The 20,904-nt window shown below is 71.5% G+C and carries 18 protein-coding genes; 13 read left to right on the forward strand and 5 right to left on the reverse strand.

Annotation, left to right across the window (positions count from 1 at the left end):
* The first annotated feature begins 187 nt into the window (after nucleotides 1-187).
* The 3 genes from VGB75_09235 to VGB75_09245 are packed head-to-tail and all read left to right on the forward strand — an operon-like array spanning nucleotide 188 to nucleotide 3,341.
* Nucleotides 188-1,963 carry a 3-hydroxybutyryl-CoA dehydrogenase gene (locus VGB75_09235; protein ID HEY0167213.1) on the forward strand — a complete coding sequence of 592 codons (1,776 nt, stop codon included), beginning with the start codon at nucleotides 188-190 and terminating at the stop codon, nucleotides 1,961-1,963.
* A gap of 58 nt (nucleotides 1,964-2,021) precedes the next feature.
* Entirely contained in the window at nucleotides 2,022-2,960 is a 939-nt protein-coding gene (locus tag VGB75_09240; protein ID HEY0167214.1) for a hydroxymethylglutaryl-CoA lyase, read from the forward strand.
* Nucleotides 2,961-2,999: 39 nt separating this feature from the next.
* The gene (locus VGB75_09245; GenBank protein HEY0167215.1) at nucleotides 3,000-3,341 is read left to right on the forward strand and encodes a hypothetical protein; all 342 of its coding nucleotides are present in this window, start codon (nucleotides 3,000-3,002) and stop codon (nucleotides 3,339-3,341) included.
* Between the two features lie 13 nt (nucleotides 3,342-3,354).
* Here the strand turns inward: VGB75_09245 and VGB75_09250 are convergent, their stop codons facing one another.
* The 4 genes from VGB75_09250 to mce form a co-directional block, all read right to left on the reverse strand.
* Nucleotides 3,355-4,437, reverse strand: a complete 1,083-nt coding sequence (locus VGB75_09250) for an AI-2E family transporter (protein ID HEY0167216.1) — start codon at nucleotides 4,435-4,437, stop codon at nucleotides 3,355-3,357.
* Nucleotides 4,434-5,375: a hypothetical protein gene (locus VGB75_09255; GenBank protein HEY0167217.1), complete on the reverse strand. Its 942-nt coding sequence runs from the start codon at nucleotides 5,373-5,375 to the stop codon at nucleotides 4,434-4,436. The genes VGB75_09250 and VGB75_09255 overlap by 4 nt, the downstream gene beginning before the upstream one ends.
* 101 nt (nucleotides 5,376-5,476) lie before the next feature.
* Nucleotides 5,477-6,817 (reverse strand): crotonyl-CoA carboxylase/reductase, encoded by a 1,341-nt coding sequence (gene ccrA, locus VGB75_09260; protein ID HEY0167218.1) that lies wholly within the window; start codon nucleotides 6,815-6,817, stop codon nucleotides 5,477-5,479.
* 88 nt (nucleotides 6,818-6,905) lie between these two features.
* Nucleotides 6,906-7,328, reverse strand: a complete 423-nt coding sequence (gene mce / locus VGB75_09265) for a methylmalonyl-CoA epimerase (GenBank protein HEY0167219.1) — start codon at nucleotides 7,326-7,328, stop codon at nucleotides 6,906-6,908.
* 180 nt (nucleotides 7,329-7,508) lie between these two features.
* On the opposite strand from mce, the gene VGB75_09270 reads away from it, so the two are divergent.
* Nucleotides 7,509-8,750 (forward strand): acetyl-CoA C-acetyltransferase, encoded by a 1,242-nt coding sequence (locus tag VGB75_09270; protein ID HEY0167220.1) that lies wholly within the window; start codon nucleotides 7,509-7,511, stop codon nucleotides 8,748-8,750.
* 57 nt (nucleotides 8,751-8,807) lie between these two features.
* Nucleotides 8,808-9,743, forward strand: a complete 936-nt coding sequence (meaB, locus tag VGB75_09275) for a methylmalonyl Co-A mutase-associated GTPase MeaB (protein HEY0167221.1) — start codon at nucleotides 8,808-8,810, stop codon at nucleotides 9,741-9,743.
* A gap of 148 nt (nucleotides 9,744-9,891) precedes the next feature.
* Here meaB and idi read toward each other — a convergent pair whose 3' ends face one another.
* The gene (idi, locus tag VGB75_09280; protein HEY0167222.1) at nucleotides 9,892-10,446 is read right to left on the reverse strand and encodes an isopentenyl-diphosphate Delta-isomerase; all 555 of its coding nucleotides are present in this window, start codon (nucleotides 10,444-10,446) and stop codon (nucleotides 9,892-9,894) included.
* A gap of 120 nt (nucleotides 10,447-10,566) precedes the next feature.
* On the opposite strand from idi, the gene VGB75_09285 reads away from it, so the two are divergent.
* The 8 genes from VGB75_09285 to VGB75_09320 all read left to right on the forward strand — a co-directional run bounded on the left by VGB75_09285 (nucleotide 10,567) and on the right by VGB75_09320 (nucleotide 20,897).
* Entirely contained in the window at nucleotides 10,567-11,838 is a 1,272-nt protein-coding gene (locus tag VGB75_09285) for a cytochrome P450 (GenBank protein HEY0167223.1), read from the forward strand.
* Nucleotides 11,839-12,417: 579 nt separating this feature from the next.
* Entirely contained in the window at nucleotides 12,418-13,434 is a 1,017-nt protein-coding gene (locus tag VGB75_09290; protein ID HEY0167224.1) for a polyprenyl synthetase family protein, read from the forward strand.
* A complete protein-coding gene (locus VGB75_09295; protein HEY0167225.1) occupies nucleotides 13,431-14,480 on the forward strand; it encodes a UbiA family prenyltransferase in 1,050 nt (349 codons plus the stop codon). The genes VGB75_09290 and VGB75_09295 overlap by 4 nt, the downstream gene beginning before the upstream one ends.
* Nucleotides 14,473-16,188, forward strand: coding sequence for a prenyltransferase/squalene oxidase repeat-containing protein (locus VGB75_09300; GenBank protein HEY0167226.1), 1,716 nt, complete (start codon nucleotides 14,473-14,475; stop codon nucleotides 16,186-16,188). Before VGB75_09295 ends, VGB75_09300 begins: the two co-directional genes overlap by 8 nt.
* The gene (locus VGB75_09305; protein HEY0167227.1) at nucleotides 16,188-17,174 is read left to right on the forward strand and encodes a histidinol-phosphate transaminase; all 987 of its coding nucleotides are present in this window, start codon (nucleotides 16,188-16,190) and stop codon (nucleotides 17,172-17,174) included. The genes VGB75_09300 and VGB75_09305 overlap by 1 nt, the downstream gene beginning before the upstream one ends.
* Complete coding sequence (locus tag VGB75_09310) at nucleotides 17,171-18,382, forward strand: nucleotide disphospho-sugar-binding domain-containing protein (GenBank protein HEY0167228.1); 1,212 nt, start codon at nucleotides 17,171-17,173, stop codon at nucleotides 18,380-18,382. Before VGB75_09305 ends, VGB75_09310 begins: the two co-directional genes overlap by 4 nt.
* Nucleotides 18,379-19,563: a cytochrome P450 gene (locus VGB75_09315; protein HEY0167229.1), complete on the forward strand. Its 1,185-nt coding sequence runs from the start codon at nucleotides 18,379-18,381 to the stop codon at nucleotides 19,561-19,563. Before VGB75_09310 ends, VGB75_09315 begins: the two co-directional genes overlap by 4 nt.
* Nucleotides 19,560-20,897: a tryptophan 7-halogenase gene (locus VGB75_09320; GenBank protein ID HEY0167230.1), complete on the forward strand. Its 1,338-nt coding sequence runs from the start codon at nucleotides 19,560-19,562 to the stop codon at nucleotides 20,895-20,897. The genes VGB75_09315 and VGB75_09320 overlap by 4 nt, the downstream gene beginning before the upstream one ends.
* The last annotated feature ends 7 nt before the right edge of the window (nucleotides 20,898-20,904 follow it).

Consider the following 20,904-nt stretch of genomic DNA (forward strand, 5'->3'; position numbering starts at 1 on the left):
CGTGGCACCGTCGGCGGGCTGGCCGGTTACCGTGAGCCGACCGGCTAGTCGGCGCAGGTCGATCCCAACGGCCGGTCTGGCTGACGCGCTTGGCAGGCGACAGCTGGCAGGCTGACGAGCTGACAAGTCAGCTGACCGGCCGACGGCCGGAGAACGACCTGACAGCGACCCGAAGGAGGCACCAGCAGTGGCGCGGAGATTCACTCGAGTAGGCGTGGTCGGCCTGGGCACCATGGGCGCGGGCATCGCCGAGGTGTTCGCCCGCAACGGCCTCAGCGTGGTGGCGGTCGACCGCGATCAGGCCTCGATCACCCGGGGCAGGGGCCACATCGAGCAGTCCACCGGGCGGGCGGTGGCCCGCGGCAAGCTGGCCGAGTCCGAGCAGGCCGAGTTGCTGTCGCGGATCACCTTCGACACCGAGATGAAGTCGCTCGCCGACGCCGACCTGGTGATCGAGGCGGTGCCCGAGCAGCTGGACCTCAAGCGTGCCATCTTTTCCGCGCTGGACGAGATCTGCGGGCCCGACACGATCCTGGCCACCAACACCTCGTCGCTGTCGGTCACCGAGATCGCGGTCTCGACCTCGCGCCCGGACAAGGTCATCGGCGTCCACTTCTTCAACCCGGCGCCGGTGATGAAGCTGGTCGAGGTGGTGCGCAGCGTGGTCACCGATCCGGACGTGGTCGCCGACATCGAGGCGTTCGTGGCCTCGCTGGGCAAGACCGACGTCACGATCGGCGACCGGGCAGGCTTCATCGCCAACGCGCTGCTGTTCGGCTACCTCAACCACGCCGCCGCGATGTACTCCGAGCGCTACGCCAGCCGGGAGGACATCGACGCCGCGATGAAGCTCGGCTGCGGCCTGCCGATGGGTCCGCTGGCGTTGCTGGACCTGATCGGACTCGACACCGCCTACGAGATCCTGGACACGATGTACAAGCAGTCGCGCGACCGGCTGCACGCCCCGACCCCGATCTTCAAGCAGATGATGACGGCGGGCCTGCTGGGCCGCAAGGTGGGCCGCGGCTTCTACACCTACGACGGGCCGGACTCGCCGAAGGTCCTGGCCGACGCCCACACCCCGGCGCAGCAGCCAGGCGCCGAGGGGGCCCGGCCGGTCCGGCGCGTCGGCGTGGTCGGTTCCGGAGTCATGGCGACCGGCATCGTCGAGGTGTTCGCCCGAGCCGGCTACGACGTGCACTTCATCGCCCGCTCGGCCGAGAAGGTCGCCCAGGTGCACAGCTCGCTGCAGCGCTCGCTGGAGAAGGGCGTGCAGCGGGGCAAGCTCACCGAGGAGCAGCGCGACCAGGCCCTGGCCCACGTCACCGGCTCGGCCCGCCTGGACGACCTGGCGCCGATGGACCTGGTCGTCGAGGCGGTGGTCGAGGAGCTGTCGGTCAAGCAGGCGCTGTTCGCCAACCTGGACGAGATCTGCCGGCCGGGCGCGATCCTGGCCACCGCCACCTCGTCGCTGCCGGTGATCGAGTGCGCGGCGGCCACCTCGCGGCAGGCCGATGTGATCGGCCTGCACTTCTTCAACCCGGCGCCGGTGATGGCGCTGGTCGAGGTGGTCAGCACGGTCGCCACCGCGCCCGACGTCGAGGCCACCGCGCTGGCGGTCTGCGCCCAGCTGGGCAAGCACCCGGTGCGTTGCGGTGACCGGGCCGGCTTCATCGTCAACGCCCTGCTGTTTCCCTACCTCAACGACGCCGTGAAGATGCTGGAGGCGCATTACGCCACCAGCGAGGACATCGACTCGGCCATGAAGGTCGGTTGCGGCTACCCGATGGGCCCGTTCGAGTTGCTCGACGTGGTGGGCCTGGACGTCGCGTTGGCGATCCAGCGGATGCTCTACCTGGAGTTCCGGGAGCCGGGTTTCGCGCCCGCGCCGCTGCTGGAGCACCTGGTCACCGCCGGCCGGCTCGGCCGCAAGACCGGCAAGGGTTTCCGCGAGTACACCTGAGCGCAGGCTCGCCAGGCCGCCGGCCGCTGCCGGCCCATGTCAGGAGGAGGATCGCGGCATGGCCGCCAACGGATTGCCCGACGTCGTCGAGTTGGACAAGCTGCCCGCCCGGGTGGTCATCTGCGAGGTGGGCCCGCGGGACGGGCTGCAGAACGAGTCGGCCATCGTGCCGGTGGAGGTCAAGCTCGAGTTCATCGAGCGCCTGGTGGACGCCGGTCATCAACTGGTCGAGGTGACCAGCTTCGTGCACCCGTCCTGGGTGCCGCAGCTGGCCGACGCCGAGCAACTGCTGAGCCGGCTACCGCGCCGGCCCGGCGTCCGCTATCCGGTGCTGGTGCCCAACGCCCGCGGGCTGGACCGGGCACTGGACGCCGGCGTCACCGAGATCGCGATCTTCGGCAGCGCCACCGAGACCTTCGCCCGGCGCAACCTCAACCGGACGATGGCCGAGTCGGTGGAGATGTTCGCGCCGGTGGTGGCCGGAGCCCGCGAGCGTGGGCTGCGGGTGCGGGGTTACCTGTCGATGTGCTTCGGTGACCCGTGGGAAGGCCGGGTGCCGCTGCCTCAGGTGGTGCGGGCGGCGACTGCGTTGATGGGACTGGGTTGCACCGAACTGAGCCTGGGCGACACCATCGGAGTGGCCACGCCTGGTCAGGTCCGCGCGCTGCTGGCCCTGCTGGCCCAGGCCGGTGTGGACCTCGACAGCGTCGCGGTGCATTTTCACGACACCTACGGCCAGGCGCTGGCCAACACGCTGGCCGCGCTGCAGTGCGGCGTCTCGATCGTCGACGCCTCCGCCGGCGGCCTGGGCGGCTGCCCCTACGCCGAGAGCGCGACCGGCAACCTGGCCACCGAGGACCTGCTGTGGCAGCTGGCAGGACTGGGCATCCAGACCGGGGTCGATTTGACCAAGCTGGTCGAGACCAGCGTCTGGATGGCCGGTCAGCTCGGCCGGCCAAGCCCGTCCCGGGTGGTGCAGGCGCTCGCGCCGCGCTGAGGTCGGCGCTGGCTGCGCCTTCGCCGTTAGACTCGACCGATGCCCCGTCGTAATCTGCCCGCCCGGCACGGGGCGGCTCGCAAGCCCGTCGCCAGTGGCCGGGCCGCCGACGGGGCCGGCGAGCGCCGCGGCGGTGAGCAGGCGCAGTGGTGGCGCGGCGTGGAGTACCGGGTGCGGGCAGTGTCCGGGTCGGCGTCGTCGACGTACCGGTGCCCGGGCTGCGACCAGCTGCTGGCGGCCGGAGTAGCCCATCTGGTGGCCTGGCCGGGCGATGACCTGGACGCCTCGGACCGCCGGCACTGGCACACCGCCTGCTGGCAGGCGCGGGAGCGGCGGACGCCAGGCGTCCAGCGCAGCCGCAACGCCCCGCGCTACGGTTGAGAGCCTGCCGGCCTCAGCGGCTGGCCTGGCGCGGCAGCACCACCTCGCGCATGATCAGGGTGATCACCGCCACCAGCGGGATCGAGATCAGGAAGCCGACCACGCCCAGCGTCGTGTAACCCGCCAGGGCTCCGACCAGCGCCGACGCCGGGCTGATCCGGACCGACCGGTCGAGCAGCCGGGGAAAGAACACCAGCCGGGCCAGCACCTCGTAGGCGATGAAGAAGCAGATCACCGCGATACCGGTGGGAACCGATTCGAGCATGACGACGGTCGAGACCACGACTCCGGCCAGCGCGGTGCCGACCACCGGCGCCAGATCCAGCAAGGCCGCGATGAAGGCCAGCGCGAAGGGGTAGGGCACCCCGACGGCCCACAGGAACACCAGCGTGAAGGTGCCCCGAAGCAGGGCCAGGGCCACCGTGCCGATTACGTAGGCGCCGATCTGGGCCACGATCTTGTCGCCGATCCCGCTGACCTGGGTCCGGCGTGAGGCCGGCGTCATCCGGTAGACGAAGGCGGTGATGTCACGCAGGTAGGCGAGGAAGTACAGCGTCAGGATCGCCAGCGTGAAGGCCTTGAAGATGCTCGCGGCGACCGTGGTGCCGACGCTGAGCAGGTTGCCGGCCACCTGCTGGTCCACGGTCGAGCCCTGCAGCCGGTTCTGCAGGGAGGCCAGCAGGCCGAACCGCCGGTCCAGGTCGGCGATCCGGCGGTGGTGCTGCAGATCGGACACATAACCGGGCAGGTTGCGCGTGAAGGTGCTGGTCTGCTCGACCAGCGGCGGGATGACCGCCACGCACATGCCGATCAGGAACACCAGGACGCCCACGAACACGATGGCCACGGCCATGCCGCGCTTGATCCCGCCGGCGTTCTCCATGCGGCGCACCGCGGGGTCCAGTCCGGCGGCCAGGAACAGCGACAGCGCCAGCAGCAGCAAGGTGTCCTTGCTCTGGTCCAGGGCTCGGAACAGCAGGTAGGTCAGACCGAAGCCGACCGTCGCGGTGAGGCCGAGCCGGAAGGGCGAGTAAGTGGCGAACCCCCGCCTCGGGGGTGCGGTCAGGTGGTTCGCGGGCTCGACCGGCTCGCTCACGGGGAGGCGGCGTCGGAGATGACCTCGCCGAGGCGCTGGTGCAGCTCGCGAAGCCGCTGATGAGTCTGCTGGCGCTCGGCGTGGAGGGCGGCAGCCTGCTCGCGAGCCTCGGTGATCAGCTGCTCGGCGGTGGCGCGAGCGGCCTGCTGGTCGAGTTGGGCTTGCCGCTCGGCGCTGCTGCGCCGGCTCCGCAGGGTGATCTCGAAGTCCTGCTCGGCGGTTCGCAGCCGTTCGATCGACGCTCGCTCGGCCGCGGCGCGGGCGGCGGCGGCCTCGTCGTCGAGCCGGTCACGCTCAGCGGCGGCGGCCTCGGTGATGCTGGCCCCCGCAGCGACGGCCTTGTCCAGCTCGGCAGTGGCGAGGTCGAGGATCTTGGAGGCCTCGGCCCGGGCCTTGTCCAGCTCGGCCGCGCTCTGCACCCGGGCCTGAGCCAGCTTCTGGTCGGCTTCGGCCGAGCGCTGGGCGGCGCCGGCCGTCAGCCGCTGCTGGGCCGCGGCGGCCTCGGCGCGAACCCGTTCGGCGTCTGCGCGAGCGGCCGAGAGCACCCGGTCGGCCTGCTCCTCGGCTGCCCGCCGGATCGCGGCCGCCTCCTCCTCGGCGGTGCGCCGGGTCTGGTCGGCTTCGTCGGTGGCCAGTTGCAACATGTCGCGGATCCGGTCCGAGACGTGCACCACCGGGCTCGGCGCTTCGGAGGCCTTGGCGGCCTGCTGCTTGAGCGACTCGATATAGGCCTCACGGCTGGCCAGTTGCGCGGCTCGGTCTGCGCTGGTGGACAGCGCGGCGTCACGGGCTGCTTTCAGCTCGGCGATCTGGGTCTCGGCCTGGGAGACGTAGCTGTCCACCTGGCGCTTGTCGTAGCCGCGGATGCCGACGTCGAAGATGGGCTCGTCCTCGTCGAGCAACGGCAGGAGTTCTGTGCTGTTGTCTTCGGCTGCCATGCCACCATGGTCGCATGTCCGGCGCCGGCCCGACTGGCGGTGACGGCCGTGTCCTGACCTTCCAGAGCGACTCGCGCACGCGCGCGTGCCGCCCGCCGGCCTCAGGCGTCGCGGAAGCGGTTGATCGCCGGCAGGTGCTCGGCGCGCAGGTCCGGCGCCGTCACACCCTGGCCCTCGCCGTCGGCCAGGCACAGCACGCCGACCTTGCCCTGGTGGGTGTTGCGGTGCACGTCGTAGGCGGCCTGCCCGGTCTCGGCCAGCGGGTAGGTCCGCGACAGCGTCGGATGGATCGCGGCCTTGGCGATCAGCCGGTTGGCCTCCCAGGACTCGCGGTAGTTGGCGAAGTGCGAGCCGATGATGCGCTTGAGGTTCATCCAGAGGTAGCGGTTGTCGTACTCGTGCAGGTAACCCGACGTCGAGGCGCAGGTGACGATCGTGCCGCCTCGCTTGGCGACGAAGACCGAAGCGCCGAAGGTCTCGCGACCGGGGTGCTCGAAGACGATGTCGGGGTCATCGCCGCCGGTGAGCTCGCGGATCCGCGCGCCCAACCGCTTCCACTCGGCCTGGTCCTGGGTCTGGGGGTCCTTCCAGAACCGGTACCCCTCGGCTGACCGGTCGATGATCAGCTCCGCGCCCATCCGCCGGCACAGCTCGGCCTTGTCCGGCGAGGAGACCACGCAGACCGGGGTGGCGCCGCCGTTGAGCGCGTACTGGGTGGCATAGCCGCCCAGGCCGCCGGAGGCGCCCCAGATCAGCACCACGTCGCCCTGCTTCATGTCAGCGCCGTGGTGGCTGACCAGCTGCCGGTAGGCGGTGGAGTTGACCAGGCCGGGGGAGGCGGCCTCCTCCCAGGTCAGGTGCTCGGGCTTGGGCATCAGCTGGTTGGACTTGACCAGGGCCAGCTCGGCCAGGCCGCCGAAGTTGGTCTCGAAGCCCCAGATGCGCTGCTGCGGGTCCATCATGGTGTCGTCGTGGCCCTGTGGGTCCTCCAGCTCTACCGACAGGCAGTGCGCCACCACCCGGTCACCCACCTGCCACCGCGACACCCCCGGGCCGGTCCGCAGCACCACGCCCGAGAGGTCCGAGCCCACCACGTGGTAGGGCTGGTCGTGCTTGCGGGCCAGCTCGGAGCTGCGGGCGTAGCGCTGCAGGAAGGAGAAGGTCGACACCGGCTCGAAGATGGACGTCCAGACCGTGTTGTAGTTGATCGCACTGGCCATCACCGCGATCAGCGCCTCGCCCGGCCCCACCTCGGGGGTCGGCACCTGTTGCAGGTGCAGGGACTTGCGCGGGTCCTTGTCGCGGGTGCTCAGACCCGCGAACATGTCGGCCTCATCGGCGCGCACGACCACGCCCTGGTAGCTGTCGGGAACCGCCAGCCCGGCCAGGTCCGACAGCGAGTCGGCGCTGGCTTGGTTGACGGCGGCACGTATTTGGTCCACGGCGGAGCCCTTCCGGGTTGAACGCGCAGGCTTGACGTTTCGAGCAGGTTACTGACGGGTAGCGCTTTCGGCGGAGTGGCGTGACGGTTCACACAGCCGGCGTCGCCGGCTCCACCAACTCGATCAGCACGCCTCCGGCGTCCTTGGGGTGCACGAAGTTGACCCGGGAGCCGGCGGTGCCGCGCTTGGGCTGGTCATAAATCAATCGCAGGCCCCGGCTTCGCAGCTCGGCCGACGTCGCCTCGATGTCGTCGACGGTGTATGCCAGCTGCTGCATGCCGGGGCCGTTGCGGTCGAGGAACTTGGCCAGCGTCGAGCTGCCGTCCAACGGCGCCAACAGCTGGATCTGGCTGACGCCGTCGCCGACCGACAGCATCGCCTCGCGGACGCCCTGCTCGGAGTTGACCTCCTCGTGCACGCTCAGAAGACCGAAGGTGTCGCGGTAGAAGGCGATGGCCGCGTCAAGGTCGGCGACGGCGATCCCCACATGGTCGATCCGCAGGATGGTCATGGCCACATGGTGGGTGCTGGCAGGCCTGCAGAAAAGCGCAGGTGGCGCGGCTCATATCCCGGCAAGGCTGGCTCTGGCCGGGAAGCTCGATATTGTGGGCATATCGCGCCCGCGACAGCCCATCTGTCCGCGGCGTCCGGGCAGCACGTCGCTGCTGCCCCCCAGCTGTAGGAGGCAGACATGTCAGCAACCACCTCGGTGATCGTCGCCGGCGCCCGCACCCCGGTAGGCAAGCTGCTCGGCGCGCTCAAGGACTTCTCCGCCGCCGACCTGGGCGGCGTGGCCATCAAGGCCGCCCTGGAGAAGTCCGGCGTCGCCCCGGAGCAGGTGCAGTACGTGATCATGGGCCAGGTGCTCACCGCCGGCGCCGGCCAGATCCCCGCGCGTCAGGCCGCCCACAAGGCAGGCATCCCGCTGACCGTGCCGGCGCTGACCATCAACAAGGTCTGCCTGTCCGGCCTCGACGCCATCGCCCTGGCCGACCAGTTAATCCGGGCCGGCGAGTTCGAGGTGATCGTGGCCGGCGGACAGGAGTCGATGACCCAGTCGCCGCACCTGCTGGCCAAGTCTCGCGAGGGCTTCAAGTACGGCCCCGTCCAGATGCAGGACCACATGGCCTACGACGGCCTCTGGGACGTCTTCACCGACCAGGCGATGGGCGGGCTGACCGAGGCGGCCAACAACGGTGACTGGGAGTTCAGCCGCCAGGAGCAGGACGCCTACGCCGCCCGCAGCCACCAGCTGGCCGCCGAGGGCTGGAAGAACGGCGTCTACGACGACGAGGTCGTGCCGGTCTGGATTCCCCAGCGCAAGGGCGAGCCTCTGGAGTTCCGCTACGACGAGGGTGTCCGCGCTGACACCAACGTCGAGACGCTGGCCCGGTTGCGCCCGGCGTTCCGCCCGGACGGCACCATCACGGCCGGATCGGCCTCGCCGATCTCCGACGGCGCCGCCGCGGTCGTGGTCATGAGCAAGGCCAAGGCCGAGGAGCTGGGCCTGAGCTGGCTGGCCGAGATCGGCGCGCACGGCGTGGTCGCGGGACCGGACTCAAGCCTGCAGCACCAGCCGGCCAACGCCATCCGGGCGGCGCTCGCCAAGGAAGGCATCACGGTCGCCGAGCTGGACTTGATCGAGATCAACGAGGCCTTCGCCGCGGTCGGGCTGGCCTCGGCCAAGGAACTCGGCGTCCCGGCCGACATCGTCAACCCCAACGGCGGCGCGATCGCCATCGGCCACCCGATCGGGATGTCGGGCGCCCGGCTCACCCTGCACCTGGCGCTGGAGCTGCAGCGCCGCGGCGGCGGGATCGGCGTGGCGGCGCTGTGCGGCGGCGGCGGTCAGGGCGACGCCCTGATCGTGCGGGTCCCCAAGCGATCGAGCGCCCACAACCCGACCTCTGACAATCCGACCCCAGCGGCCTGATCGGTGGTCTCCGGGCGACCTTCCTCGCGCAGGGCCAGGCCTGACGTAGCCGAACTCGTGGAGCGGGCCAGGCAGGCCGACCCGCGTTCGGTCGCCAGGCTGATCTCACTCGTCGAGGACGGCTCGCCCGCGCTGCGGGAGGTCGCCGAACGGTTGATGCCCTTCACCGGCCATGCGCAGGTGGTGGGCATCACCGGCTCGCCGGGTGTCGGCAAGTCGACCTCGACGTCGGCCCTGGTCGGCGCGCTCCGGGCGGCGGACAAGCGGGTCGCGATCCTGGCGGTCGACCCGTCCTCGCCGTTCTCCGGCGGTGCGTTGCTCGGTGATCGGGTGCGGATGCAGGACCACGCCACCGACCCGGGTGTCTTCATCCGTTCGATGGCCACCCGTGGACACCTGGGCGGTTTGGCCGCCGCGGCGCCGCAGGCCCTGCGGGTGCTGGACGCGGTGGGCTGCGACGTGGTGTTGATCGAGACGGTGGGAGTGGGCCAGTCCGAGGTCGAGGTGGTGCAGCTGGCCGACACCACCGTGGTGCTGCTCGCCCCGGGCATGGGTGACGGCATCCAGGCGGCCAAGGCCGGCATCCTCGAGATCGCCGACGTCTTCGTGGTCAACAAGGCCGATCGTGACGGCGCCGATCAAGTCGCGCGCGACCTGCGCTACATGCAGTCCCTGGGCGGCAAGCACTCCACGGCCGGCGCCTGGCGCCCGCCGATCGTCAAGACCGTGGCAGCGCGCGGCGAGGGCGTCGAGGACCTGGTGGCCGCCATCGACAAGCACCGGGACTGGATGACGGGCACCGGTGAGCTGCGGCGACGCAGGCAGGCCCGGGCCGGCGCCGAGATCGAGGCGATCGCCGTGGAGGCTGTGCGGCGACGGTTCAGTGAGATCCACGGCGCGGCCGGGTTGGACGAGCTGGCCAGCGGAGTGGCCGCCGGCCGGCTGGACCCCTACGCCGCCGCCGACGAGCTGGTCGCCTCACTGCCTGCCTGAGCCGCGCTGCCTGAGCCGCGCTGCCTGAGCCGGGCTGCCTGAGCCGGGCTGCCTGAGCCGGGCTGCCTGAGCCGGGCTGCCTGAGCCGCGCTGCCTGAGCCGCGCTGCCTGAGCCGGCCGCGGGTGCCCGCAGGGCGCTTGCCTGCGCTCAGGCTCCGCTTGGACGGCTCTGTTCCGGCGACCGCAGCTGTTCGATGCCGGGATGGCCGGCCAGCGCTTGGAGCTGCAGCACGCACCATGGCGACAGCTGCGGGGTCCGGCCCGAGAGCACGTCGTCCCAGTCCAGCCATCGGCTCTGCTCGACCTCCGAGGGCCGCAGTGTCGGCTCGCCACTGACCCGGACGCCGAAGACGGGGCAGATCTCGTTCTCCACCACGCCGTCGAGCTCGGCTCGGTAGCGGAAGTCGGGGAGCAGCTCGATCACCTCGTCGGCGCTCAGCCCGAGCTCGAAGTCCAGCCGCCGGCGCAGGGCCTGCTCGTTGGACTCCTCCGGCATGGGGTGACCGCAGCAGCTGTTGGTCCAGACCCCGGGCCAGGTCTGCTTGGAAAGCGCTCGCTGGGTCAGCAGGAACCGGCCCCGCGCGTCGAAGACGTAGGCCGAGAACGCCAGGTGCAGTGGAGTGCGGTCGTGGTGGCTGCTCGCCTTCGGGGCGGTTCCCACCGTGACGCCGGCCTCGTCGACCAGCACGATCAGCTCAGTCATGGCTTCCCTTCACCGCGCCGGTTCGACTCTCACGAGTCGATGGCAATCCACCGTCTGCGAACTCTAGACTGGCGCGGCGTCAGGCGTCAGTCGTCGGCGATGAGAAGAATGGGGCTGTCGATGACTGTCGCCGAAGAGCAGATTCGGGATTACCCGTTCGAGCCCTTTCGAGGCGATTTGCCGCATGAACTGCTGGAGATGGTGCACACCAAGCCGGTTTCCAGAGTCCGGATTCCCGACGGCCGGGTGGTCTGGCTGGTGGTGGGTTACCCCGAGACGAGCCTGGTGCTCTCGGACCCGCGGTTCGCCCGGCACAACTCCGAGATCATGGCAGCCGGACAGCCCGAAGGTTGCCCGGTCGGCGCCGTCGAAGCGCTCGAAGCCGATAAGGCCGATAGCGCCCCGGCGTCACGGGAGTCGGGCGAGGCCGGGCAGTGCCCAGCCGGTCTGCGCCAGCTGAGCATGGACGGCAAGCCGCACCATGACCTGCGCCGGTTGGCGGCCCGGGCCTTCACCGCCCGGCGGATCGAGGCCTACCGCCCCCGGGTGCAGGCGATCACCGACGAGCTCATCGACGCCTTGATGGCAGTCGGGCCGCCGGGGGACCTGGTCGCGGGCCTGGTGGTGCCGCTGCCGGTGATCGTCACCTGTGAGCTGCTCAGCATTCCGGTCGCCGACCGCGACAAGATCGCCGACTGGGCCAACGACATGATGTCGCTGACCGCGCACGGCCAGGCCGGCGCCGCCCAGGCCGAGGCCGAGCTGCGGGCGTACCTGCTGCGGCGGCTGACCGCCCGGCGCGACGAGCCGGGCGAGGACCTGCTCTCGTCCTGGATCGCGACCCAGGCTGGTTCTGACCTGAGCGACGCCGAGATCGTCGGACTGGCCATCGCGGTGCTGATCGGCGGTCGTGAGATCAGCTCGACCAGCGCCGGCATTCGCGCGCTGTTCCAGCACCCGACGGCGCTGCGGCGGCTGCGCGAGGACCCGTCGCTGCTGCCGGCGGCCGTGGAGGAGATCCTGCGCTACACCTCGGTGAGCCCGATGTTCCTGGTGCAGACGGTGACCGAGGACCTCGAGCTGGGCGGGCAGCAGCTGCGCGCCGGCGACGGCGTGATGGCGGTGCCGTGGGCGGCCAACCGGCACGCGGCGGCCTTTGACGAACCCGACCGCTTCGACCTCGACCGGCCCCAGAACAACCCGCACCTGACCTTTGGCTTCGGCCCGCACTTCTGCCTGGGAGCGGCGCTGGGCCGGCTGCAGGTCGAGATCGCCATCGGCACCCTGCTGCGCCGGATGCCGGCGCTGGCGCCGGCATCCGATCTGCGGGATTTGCCTTGGCGCGACGAGCGAATCAACTGCGGGCTGGCTGAGTTTCCAGTGACCTGGTAGCCGGCCGCGGCACGGGGAGGCGCTCACCGCTGTGATCGAAACAGCGGTTATCAGACAAATGCCCAAGTTGAATAGTCATAGACAACTCAGCATTTCTGGTCAGTTATTCGGCAAGTCGATTCGCCGGCCCCGACGATTATCTCCATTGGCTAGCGGACGATTCGAACCTTGACTTAGTGTCTGCGCTACCCGCACGACTCAGCACGATGCGGCGAGCACGCCGGCCGCCTGACGACGTTGTGCCCGAACAGAAAGCCCACCTGGTGCCCTTCTCCTCTGACGCAGCCACCTCCCACGACCCGAACGTCGGGCCGGCGGGCCTGATCGAGCATCGGACTGCCCGGCCTGATCGCTTTGGAGACGGCCCTGGCGGTTCAGGTGGCGGCTTGGTTGAGAGCGGTCGCGCAGATGGCGGCCGGAGTGCCTGAGGTGGACGCGACAGCGGAGGCGGTGGACGTCGATCGAGTGTCACAGGAACACGCATGCGCCTAGTGCCGGCCAGGCGCCCCACCCACTAGCACTTGGCGCCGGACCCGTGCCGCGGATGTTGTCCACCTGCCACTCTGGAGACCTCAGGCCATGACTATTACCGGATCGGTTCCCCGAGCGCTGCTCGATGACCTGGCGCGCAGTCGCACCGGCGAACTGCTCTACGACGCGCTGGCGACGCGCTGGCCCGCGGACTGCGACGAGCTGAACGCCATCGCCCGCTACGCCCTGTTGCCCGCCGGCAAGTTCCTGCGGCCGGTGATGACCATGACGGCGGCCGAGGCGGTCGGCGGTGAGCCAGGTCAGGTGTTGCCGGCCGCGCTGGCGATGGAGTACCTGCACGTGGCCACCCTGACTCACGACGACATCATCGACGGCGACATGCTGCGCCGGGGACGTCCCACGGTGCACGTCGCGCACGGTCTGGCGCACGCGATCGTCGCCGGTGATCACCTGATCTTCGCCGCGTTCACCGGGATAGCCGAGTGCCGGGCGGCCGGGCGGCGCGACCCGGCTGTCGTGGAGTCGGTGGCGGTGCTGGCCGAAGCCGGCTCGGACCTGTGCCGGGGCCAGATGCTGGAGGCGCGGCTGGTCGGCGACATCACCGCCGAGCCGGAGACCTACCTGGAGATGGCTCGGTTGAAGACCGGGGCGCTGTTCCGGGCGGTCTGCCAGATCGGCGCCCTGCTGGGCGGCGCCGACAGCGAGCAGGCCGCGGCGCTGGGCCGTTACGGCTCTGACCTCGGGGTGGCCTTCCAGATTCGGGACGACCTGATCCTGTTCGCCGATCCCGAGGTCAGCGACAAGCCCACGGGCAGTGACCTGGCCAACGGCCGGCCCACCCTGCCGGTGCTGATGGCCTACCAGACCAGCGACGCCGACACCCGGCTGGCGATGGGCGCCGCCCTGACCCGCCGCTCGGCCGAACCCGCCGAGTTCGACGAGTTCCGGTCGCTGCTGATGGCCACCGACGCCCTGCGGGGCTGTCAGGAGCACGCCAGCGAGTACGGCCGCCGCGCCCTGGATGAGCTTTCCCGGCTGCGGCCCTCGCGCAGCGTCGACCTGCTTGCCGGCATCGTCCGGTGGGCAATCACCACCAGGCCATGAGCGCTCAGCCCGCTGGCCCCCGGCTCCGCGTCGGGGCGATCGCGCATCTGCAGACCTGGCGGCTCTACACCTTCTGGTACGTCGGGTTCCTCGGACTGGCCGGCGCCAGCCTGAGCCCGGGGCAGCATGAGGGCCTCCGGCTGTTCGCCGCCTGGGCGGTGCCCACGCTCGGCTGGCTCGGCGGGCACTACCTCAGCGACTACTTCGACCGTGAGCTCGACGCCATCGCCAAGCCGCACCGGCCGATCCCGTCCGGCCGGCTGCCGGCCCGGGTGGCGCTGGCCTGCGGGGTGCTGGCGATGCTGTGCGTCGCGGCTTCGGCGGTGCTCACCGGCTGGCGCACCAGCCTGATCGCGGTGCTGGCGGTGGCCGCGGTGCTGGCCTACGGGCTGCGGCTCAAGGCCCTGGGCATCGCCGGCAACCTGGTCCGCGGAGCCCTCGGAGCGCTGGCGCTGCTGTACGGGGCGGCCACCGTGCCGCCGTTGGACTGGACGGCGCTGCTGCCGTTCGTCGCCGCTTTCTGGCTGCACGACACCTGCTCGAACCTGGTCGGCACACTGCGCGACGTCGAAGGCGACCGGGCCGGTGGCTACCGCACCCTGCCGGTCACCCATGGCGCCGCGACCGGGGTCCGGGTCGCGTTGGGCCTGTACATCCTGACGCTGCTGGCGGCCGCCTGGGGCGGGGCCCTGGCCGAACCCGCCGCTGGAAGGGCCTGGTACCCGGCGGGGCTGGCCGGGGTCGCGGTGTTCGGCCTCGCCGCCATCGTGCCGATGCTGAGCCGGCGTCACCAACTGCCCGCCCGGGACGCCCTGCGCGCCCACGAGCTGCTGGTGCTGGAGCGGCTGTGCCTGGCCGCGGCGGTGATCGGGCTGGGCCTGGGAGCGTGGAAGGCGGCGCTGCTGCTGGCGCCGGCGCTGATCCTGACCTGGTGGTCACAGCGCACTCTGCGAAGCTGGTACGAATTCGGTTCCGGCGCCGCCGGCGAGCACCTGCCGACTGCCGAGCACCCGCCGAGCGTCCCGAAAGGAAGCACCTATGCCTGAAGTCTCCCAGCGGGCCGAGCACGCCATCCGGCTGGGCGCCGAGGAGCTATTCGGCCGCCAGCGCGAGAACGGCGCCTTCGGCGACGACCCGCCGAGCTCGGTGCTGGGAACCGCGGGCGCGATCACCGCTCTGCGGTTCGCCGATCCCGCCGGCTCGGCGGAGCTGGTCGCCGCCGGCAGCCAATGGCTGCGTTCGGCGCAGCTGCCCGACGGCGGCTGGGGCGGAGTGCTCGGCGCCGGCAGCGAGCCGGTCGCCACCTCGGTGGCCGCCGCGACCTTGCAGATCGTCGACCCCGACGCCAGCGCCGAGGCGATCGCCGCCGGCCGGGCCAGGCTCGAGCAGCTCGGCGGCCTCGCGGCGGTGACCGATCCGGCGGTGCTGCTGCTGTGCAAGACCTTCGGCATGCTGGCCGGCTTCCTGCAGCCGGAGGACCTGCGCCGGTTACCGCTGGAGATCGTGCTGTTCGACAGGGTCAGACGGCAGAACGTCTCGTTCCGGACCGCGCCGTTCGCGGCGATGGCACTGGCCCAGTCGGTCACCGATCCGGCGCGCGGGCTGCGTGGCAAGACCTCGCGGCTGGCCCGCGGCAAGGCGCTGCGGCTGCTTGGCGAGGTCTATGAGCACGAGGGCCGGACCGGGGACTTCAGCGAGGACCCGTGGCCGTCCGCGCTGGTCTGCCTGAGCCTTGCCAGAGCCGGCCTGGCGCCGGACATGGTCGCTGCCAGTGCGGGCTACCTGCGCCGTTCGGTTCGCCCCGACGGCTCCTGGGACGCCGTCAGCAACCTGGACCTGACCCGGTCCGGCTTCGCGGCCACCGGCCTGATCGCGGCCGGCTACGCCGCCGATCCACGGCTGGAGCCGACCCGGCAGCTGTTTCACCGTTGCCAGCAACGCCAGGAGTTCACCGTGCTGGCCTGCCCTCCGGGCGGTTGGAGCTTCTCCGGCGCGCGCGGCTGGCCGGTGACGCTGGAGTCGGCCGAGATCATCGCCGCGCTGGCCGGGATGCCCGGCCACCAGAGCGACCAGTCGCTGCGAACCGGCCTGGAGTGGTTGCGCGGCCGGCAGGACAGCAGAGGCTCGTGGAGCCTGTGGGTCCGCGACACCAAGCTGGCCAACGACGGCCCGTGCCCGAGCATCACCAGCCAGGCCATCACGGCGCTGCTGGACGCGGGCGAGCCGGCCGACGGCCCCGCGGTCAGCAAGGCGGTGGGCTGGCTGCTCACCCAGCAGCGGCCCGACGGGACCTTCGACAACCTCTGGTACCGCGATCACACCACCGGCACCTCCGCGGTGCTGGCCGCGCTGGGCCGGGCCGGCAAGGCCGGTGACCCGGTGGCCGAGCGGGCCCGGCGGTGGCTGCTGGACACCCAGCGCCCGGACGGCTCGTGGGGCGACGGGGCCGAGTCCGACAGCTCGGTGGAGGAGACGGCCTGGGCCCTGCACGCGCTGCTCGAGGCCGGGCTGGACCCGGCCTCGGCGCCGGCCAGCTCGGCAGTCGACTGGCTGGTGAACGCCCAGCAGCCCACCGGCGGCTGGCAGCCCAGCCGGGTCTGCGCCTACATCCGGCACCACATGCACTACCCCAACGGCGCCATCACCCGAGGCCTGGCGCTGCGCGCGCTGGGGCTGTACCAGAGCAAGACCCAGACCGGGGCGGGTTCGGCGTCCGCCGTCCACAGCCCAGCCAGCAGTGAGGGGACCGGCTGATGAGCATGCACGACCTGTCGATGAACGAGTCCCGCTTCGGCCCGCTGCCCAGCGTGCGCGCGGTCGTCGAGCAGGGCGCCGCGCAGCTGCACCGCTATCCCTCGCACACCGCGGCCGGGCTGGTGAGCGCGCTGGCCAGCCACCTGGACGTGCCCGCGGCCGAGGTGCTGGTCGGCCCGGGTTCGGCCGGGCTGACCCAGAACCTGATCACCTCGCTGGGCCCCGGCCGCGACGAGGTGGTGTACGCGGCGCTGTCGTTCGAGGCCTACCCGCTGATGGTGCTCAACGCCGGCTGCCGGCCGGTCGCGGTGCCGATGGCAGGCGACACCCATGACCTGGACGCGATGGCAGCCGCGGTCACCGAGCGGACCCGTTGCGTGCTGATCTGCAATCCGAACAACCCGACCGGCGCCGTGCTCGGCCGCGCTGAGCTGGCGGCTTTCCTGGACCGGGTGCCGGCTTCGGTGCCGGTGATCATCGATGAGGCCTACCGGGAGTTCGTCACCGATCCCGAAGCAGCCGACGGGCTGGAGCTGCGGGCCGGCCGGGACAACGTGTGCGTGTTGCGGACCTTCTCTAAGGCCTACGGCCTGGCCACCCTGCGGGTCGGCTACGCCGTGGCGGCAGAAGCCATCGCCCAGCGGGCCCGGATGACCGGCCTGGTCTTCTACCCCGGCGGCCTGGCCCAGGCAGCCGCGGTGGCGTCGCTGGAGCCTGAGGCTGACAAGCAGGTGCTCGAGCGCTGCGCCGAGTTCGCCGGAGTCCGTGCCCAGCTCACCGAGGACCTGCGGGCGGCGGGGCTGCCGGTCCCCGACTCGCAGGCGAACTTCCTGTGGTTGCCGATCGGCGCCGACACCGAGGACTTCGCCGCCCGCTGCCACGCCGCCGGCGTCCTGGTGCGGGCCTATCCGGGCGTGGGGGTCCGGGTGACCGTCGGCGCCGACGAGGCCAACCGGCTGTTGCTGAGCGCGGTGGCGCCCGGATGAGGGTGCTGGTCTCCAGCTGGGGTTGGCGCTCGCACTTCTATCCGCTGGTCCCGCTGGCCTGGGCGCTGCGCTCGGCCGGCCACGAGGTGCTGGTCGCCAGCCAGCCCGGCATGGCCGAGGTCATCCTCGGCGCCGGCCTGCCGGCCGTCGCGGTCGGCGAGGACCTGGACTTCATCGAGGTGTTCAGCGGCCAGGTCGGGCGGGTCGCGACCCGGGCTGAGCGGGCTCGCGGCGCGGCTACCCCGGATGCGCTGCGACCGGCGGTGACCCCCGACGGCGGAGTGGTCCGGTTCGCCGCCGCGATGGTCGGCGACCTGGTCGCCTTCGGCCGTGAGTTCGATCCCGACCTGGTCGTGTTCGAGCCGCAGAACTTCGCCGCCGCGATCACCGCGGCGGCACTGGGGGTGCCCGGGGTGCGCCAGCTCTGGGGCCCGGACGAGACCACCCAGCTGGACCTGGACACCGCTGCCATCCTCGGGCCGCTGGCTGACCGGGTCGGCGTGGCGCCGGCCGATGTCCGCCCGGCCGGCTCGCTGATGCTGGACCCGTGCCCGCCGGGCATGCAGGTCCGGCTGGCCGGGCCGTCCCAGCCGGTCCGCTTCATCCCCTACAACGGGCCCAGCATGCTGCCCGACTGGCTGCGCACGCCGCCCGAACGCCCCCGGGTCTGCCTCACCTGGGGCACCGTGATGGCCGCGCTGGGCCTGGACCCGGCGCGGGACCTGGCGGCGATGATCGCCGAGGTGGCCAGCCTCGACGTCGAGCTGGTGCTGGCGCTGCACCCGGCTCAACACGCCGGGCTGACCGACCTGCCCGGCAACGTCCGGCTGGCCCGGACACCGCTGGCGCTGCAGCTGGTGCTGCCCAGTTGCCAGGCGCTGATCCACCAGGGCGGGGCCGGCAGCATGATGACCGCGCTGGCAGCCGGCGTCGCGCAGGTCGTGGTGCCGCTGGTCGCCGACCAGCATCTCAACGCCGAGCGGCTGGTCGCCATCGGCGCCGGGCGCAGCCTGCCGCAGGGCGCCGCCGGGCCGACGCAGGTGCGGCGACTGGTGGCCGAGCTGCTCAGCGGCGCCCCGGAACGGCGACGAGCGGCCGAGGTCGCCGACCAGATCCGCGCGATGCCCGCGCCGTCGCAGATCGTGCCGGTCTTGGAACGGCTTTGCAGCACCACCCGTGCCGGATCACTGTCAGGAGCGCACCTGTGAGCCAACCGATCAGCTACCCGCTGCCGCCGCCGCCCTCGATCTACGAGCCGCTGCCGCAGCTTGTGGAGTACCAGCGCGAGCAGCCGGTGGTGCAGGTGGTGATGGCCGACGGCACCGAGGCCTACCTGGTGTCGCGCTACGCCGACGTCCGGCAGATCCTGGTGGACCGACGCTTCAGCCGGGAGGCCGTCAAGGGCCCGGGCGGGCCGGCCAAGGAGCTGGGTGAGCTGGAGACCGAGTCGCTGATCGGGATGGACCCGCCGCACCACACCAGGTTGCGCAAGCTCGTGTCCCATGCCTTCACCCCGCGCCGGGTGGAGGGGCTGCGGCCTCGGATCGCCGAGCTGGTGAACGAGCTGCTGGACAAGATGCTGGTGGGGCCGGGTCCGGTGGACCTGGTCGAGGGTTTCTCGACTCCGCTGCCGGTGGCGGTGATCAGCGAGCTGTTCGGCATTCCGGAGTCCGAGCGGAACAAGTGCAAGGAGTGGTCCGACACCATGATGGGGGACTGGCAGCTCGACCCCGAGGGCACCGCGGCCGCCGTCCAGGGCTTCTCGGAGTTGATCGACAGGCGCCGGGCCCACCCGGGCGAGGACCTGATCACCGCGCTGCTGAAGGTCAACGTCGACCAGGACCGGCTCTCAGACCAGGAGCTGCTGATGGTCAGCATCGGCGTGCTGATCGGCGGCCACGAGACCACCACCACCCAGATCAACCTGTTCGTCCTGACCCTGCTGCGCTTTCCCGAGCAGCTGGCCGCGCTGCGAGCCGATCCGAGCAAGGTCCCCGATGCCGTCGAGGAGCTCAGCCGGTTCATCCAGCTGGGCGAGACCGGCGTGATGCTGCCCCGGATCGCGACCGAGCCGATCGAGCTGAGCGGCACGCTGATCCCCGCGGGCGCCACCGTGCTGCCGGCCTTCATGGTCGCCAACCGCGATCCGGCGATGTTCTCCGAGCCGAACGGGCTGGATCTGAACCGGCCGAGCAACCCGCACCTGGCCTTCGGCGCGGGCGTGCACCACTGCCTCGGCGCGCAGCTGGCCCGGGTGGAGCTGCAGGAGGCGCTGGCAGGACTGCTGCGCCGGATGCCCAACCTGCGGCTGGCGGTGCCCGAGTCCGAGCTGCGCTACACCCAGGGCCTGGTGGTCCGGCGGCTGGAAGAGCTGCCGCTGTGGTGGTGACGCAGCCCGTCGGAAAGTCAGCTCTGGTGATCGGCGCCGGGATCGCCGGACTGTGCGCGGCCCGCACGCTGGCCGACCGGTTCGAGCAGGTGCTGGTGCTCGATCGTGACGAGCTGCCCGACACCGCCGTCCCCCGGCGTGGGGTGACCCAGGGCGGGCACGGCCACGTCCTGCTGGTCTCGGGGCAACGGGCGCTGGACGAGCTGTTCCCGGGCCTGATGGACGAGCTGGTCGAGGCCGGCGGGGCGCGCTTTGACCCGGGCGCCGAGCTGTCTTTCTACCGGTTCGGCGCGATCTGGCCCCGGGTGCCCTCCGAGCTGCGGCTGGTGACCTTCAGCCGGCCGTTGCTGGAGCTGGCGATCCGCCGCCGGGTGGCGGCGCTGCCCGGGGTGAGGATTCGCGACGGGGTGTCGGTGACGGCCCTGCAGGGCGCCGAGGGCCAGGTCACCGGAGCGCGGCTGGACGACGGCGAGGTGATCGGAACCGACCTGATCCTCGATTGCACCGGCCGCGGCGCCCGGTCCAACCACTGGCTGGGCGCCCTGGGCTTTCCGGCTCCGCGGGTCAGCGAGGTCAAGGTCGGCGTCGGATACGCGACCCGGTTCTACCGCCGCTCACCGGGAGACCTGGCCGAGGGCTCGGCGGTCTTCTCGCTGCCGAGCCCGCCCGAGGACAGGCGCGCCGGGCTGGCCCTGCCGGTGGAGGGCGACCGCTGGCTGATCTCCCTCGGCGGCTGGCACGACGACTTCCCCCGCGACCTGCCCGCCTTCGAGCAGCATGCCCGGGCCTTGCCGCATCCGGGCATCGCGCGGCTGATCGAGCGGTGCGAGCCCGTGACGGAGCTGTCGGTGGTGCAGTACCCGAGCAGCCGGCGACGCCACTTCGAGGAGCTGTCCGAGGTGCCCGGCGGGTACCTGGCGCTCGGCGACGCGCTGTGCAGCTTCAATCCGATCTACGGCCAGGGCATGACCTGCGCGGCGCTGCAGGCCCTCGAGCTGGGCAGGCTGCTGGACAGCCGCCCCGGGCCCGCCGCTGCCGGTCCGATCCCGGAGCTGTCCATCCAGTACTACCTGCAGGCCGCCAAGATCGTGGCGACGCCGTGGCAGTTCGCCACCGGCGGCGACTTCAGCTATCCCGAGACCAGCGGGGATCGCCCGCGCGGCGTCGGGCTGAAGAACGCCTACGCCAAGCGGGTCCAGCAGGCCTCGATGGTCGATCCCCAGGTGCGCAAGGCGTTCACCTCGGTGCAGCACCTGATCGCCGATCCCGCCGTGCTGCTCAAGCCGGCGATGGTGGCACGGGTGCTGCGAGGGGCCCGCAAGGCGCCGCGCTGATCGTGTC

The organism is Jatrophihabitans sp., from assembly GCA_036399055.1.
Lineage (GTDB): Bacteria > Actinomycetota > Actinomycetes > Mycobacteriales > Jatrophihabitantaceae > Jatrophihabitans_A.

Coding starts and splice junctions, on each gene's coding strand:
- VGB75_09310 (HEY0167228.1), top strand. CDS start 17,171: ATGAGGGTGCTGGTCTCCAGCTGGGGTTGGCGCTCGCACTTCTATCCG.
- VGB75_09240 (HEY0167214.1), top strand. CDS start 2,022: ATGGCCGCCAACGGATTGCCCGACGTCGTCGAGTTGGACAAGCTGCCC.
- VGB75_09255 (HEY0167217.1), bottom strand. CDS start 5,375: ATGGCAGCCGAAGACAACAGCACAGAACTCCTGCCGTTGCTCGACGAG.
- idi (HEY0167222.1), bottom strand. CDS start 10,446: ATGACTGAGCTGATCGTGCTGGTCGACGAGGCCGGCGTCACGGTGGGA.
- VGB75_09305 (HEY0167227.1), top strand. CDS start 16,188: ATGAGCATGCACGACCTGTCGATGAACGAGTCCCGCTTCGGCCCGCTG.
- VGB75_09300 (HEY0167226.1), top strand. CDS start 14,473: ATGCCTGAAGTCTCCCAGCGGGCCGAGCACGCCATCCGGCTGGGCGCC.
- VGB75_09285 (HEY0167223.1), top strand. CDS start 10,567: ATGACTGTCGCCGAAGAGCAGATTCGGGATTACCCGTTCGAGCCCTTT.
- VGB75_09245 (HEY0167215.1), top strand. CDS start 3,000: ATGCCCCGTCGTAATCTGCCCGCCCGGCACGGGGCGGCTCGCAAGCCC.
- mce (HEY0167219.1), bottom strand. CDS start 7,328: ATGACCATCCTGCGGATCGACCATGTGGGGATCGCCGTCGCCGACCTT.
- VGB75_09290 (HEY0167224.1), top strand. CDS start 12,418: ATGACTATTACCGGATCGGTTCCCCGAGCGCTGCTCGATGACCTGGCG.
- VGB75_09295 (HEY0167225.1), top strand. CDS start 13,431: ATGAGCGCTCAGCCCGCTGGCCCCCGGCTCCGCGTCGGGGCGATCGCG.
- VGB75_09270 (HEY0167220.1), top strand. CDS start 7,509: ATGTCAGCAACCACCTCGGTGATCGTCGCCGGCGCCCGCACCCCGGTA.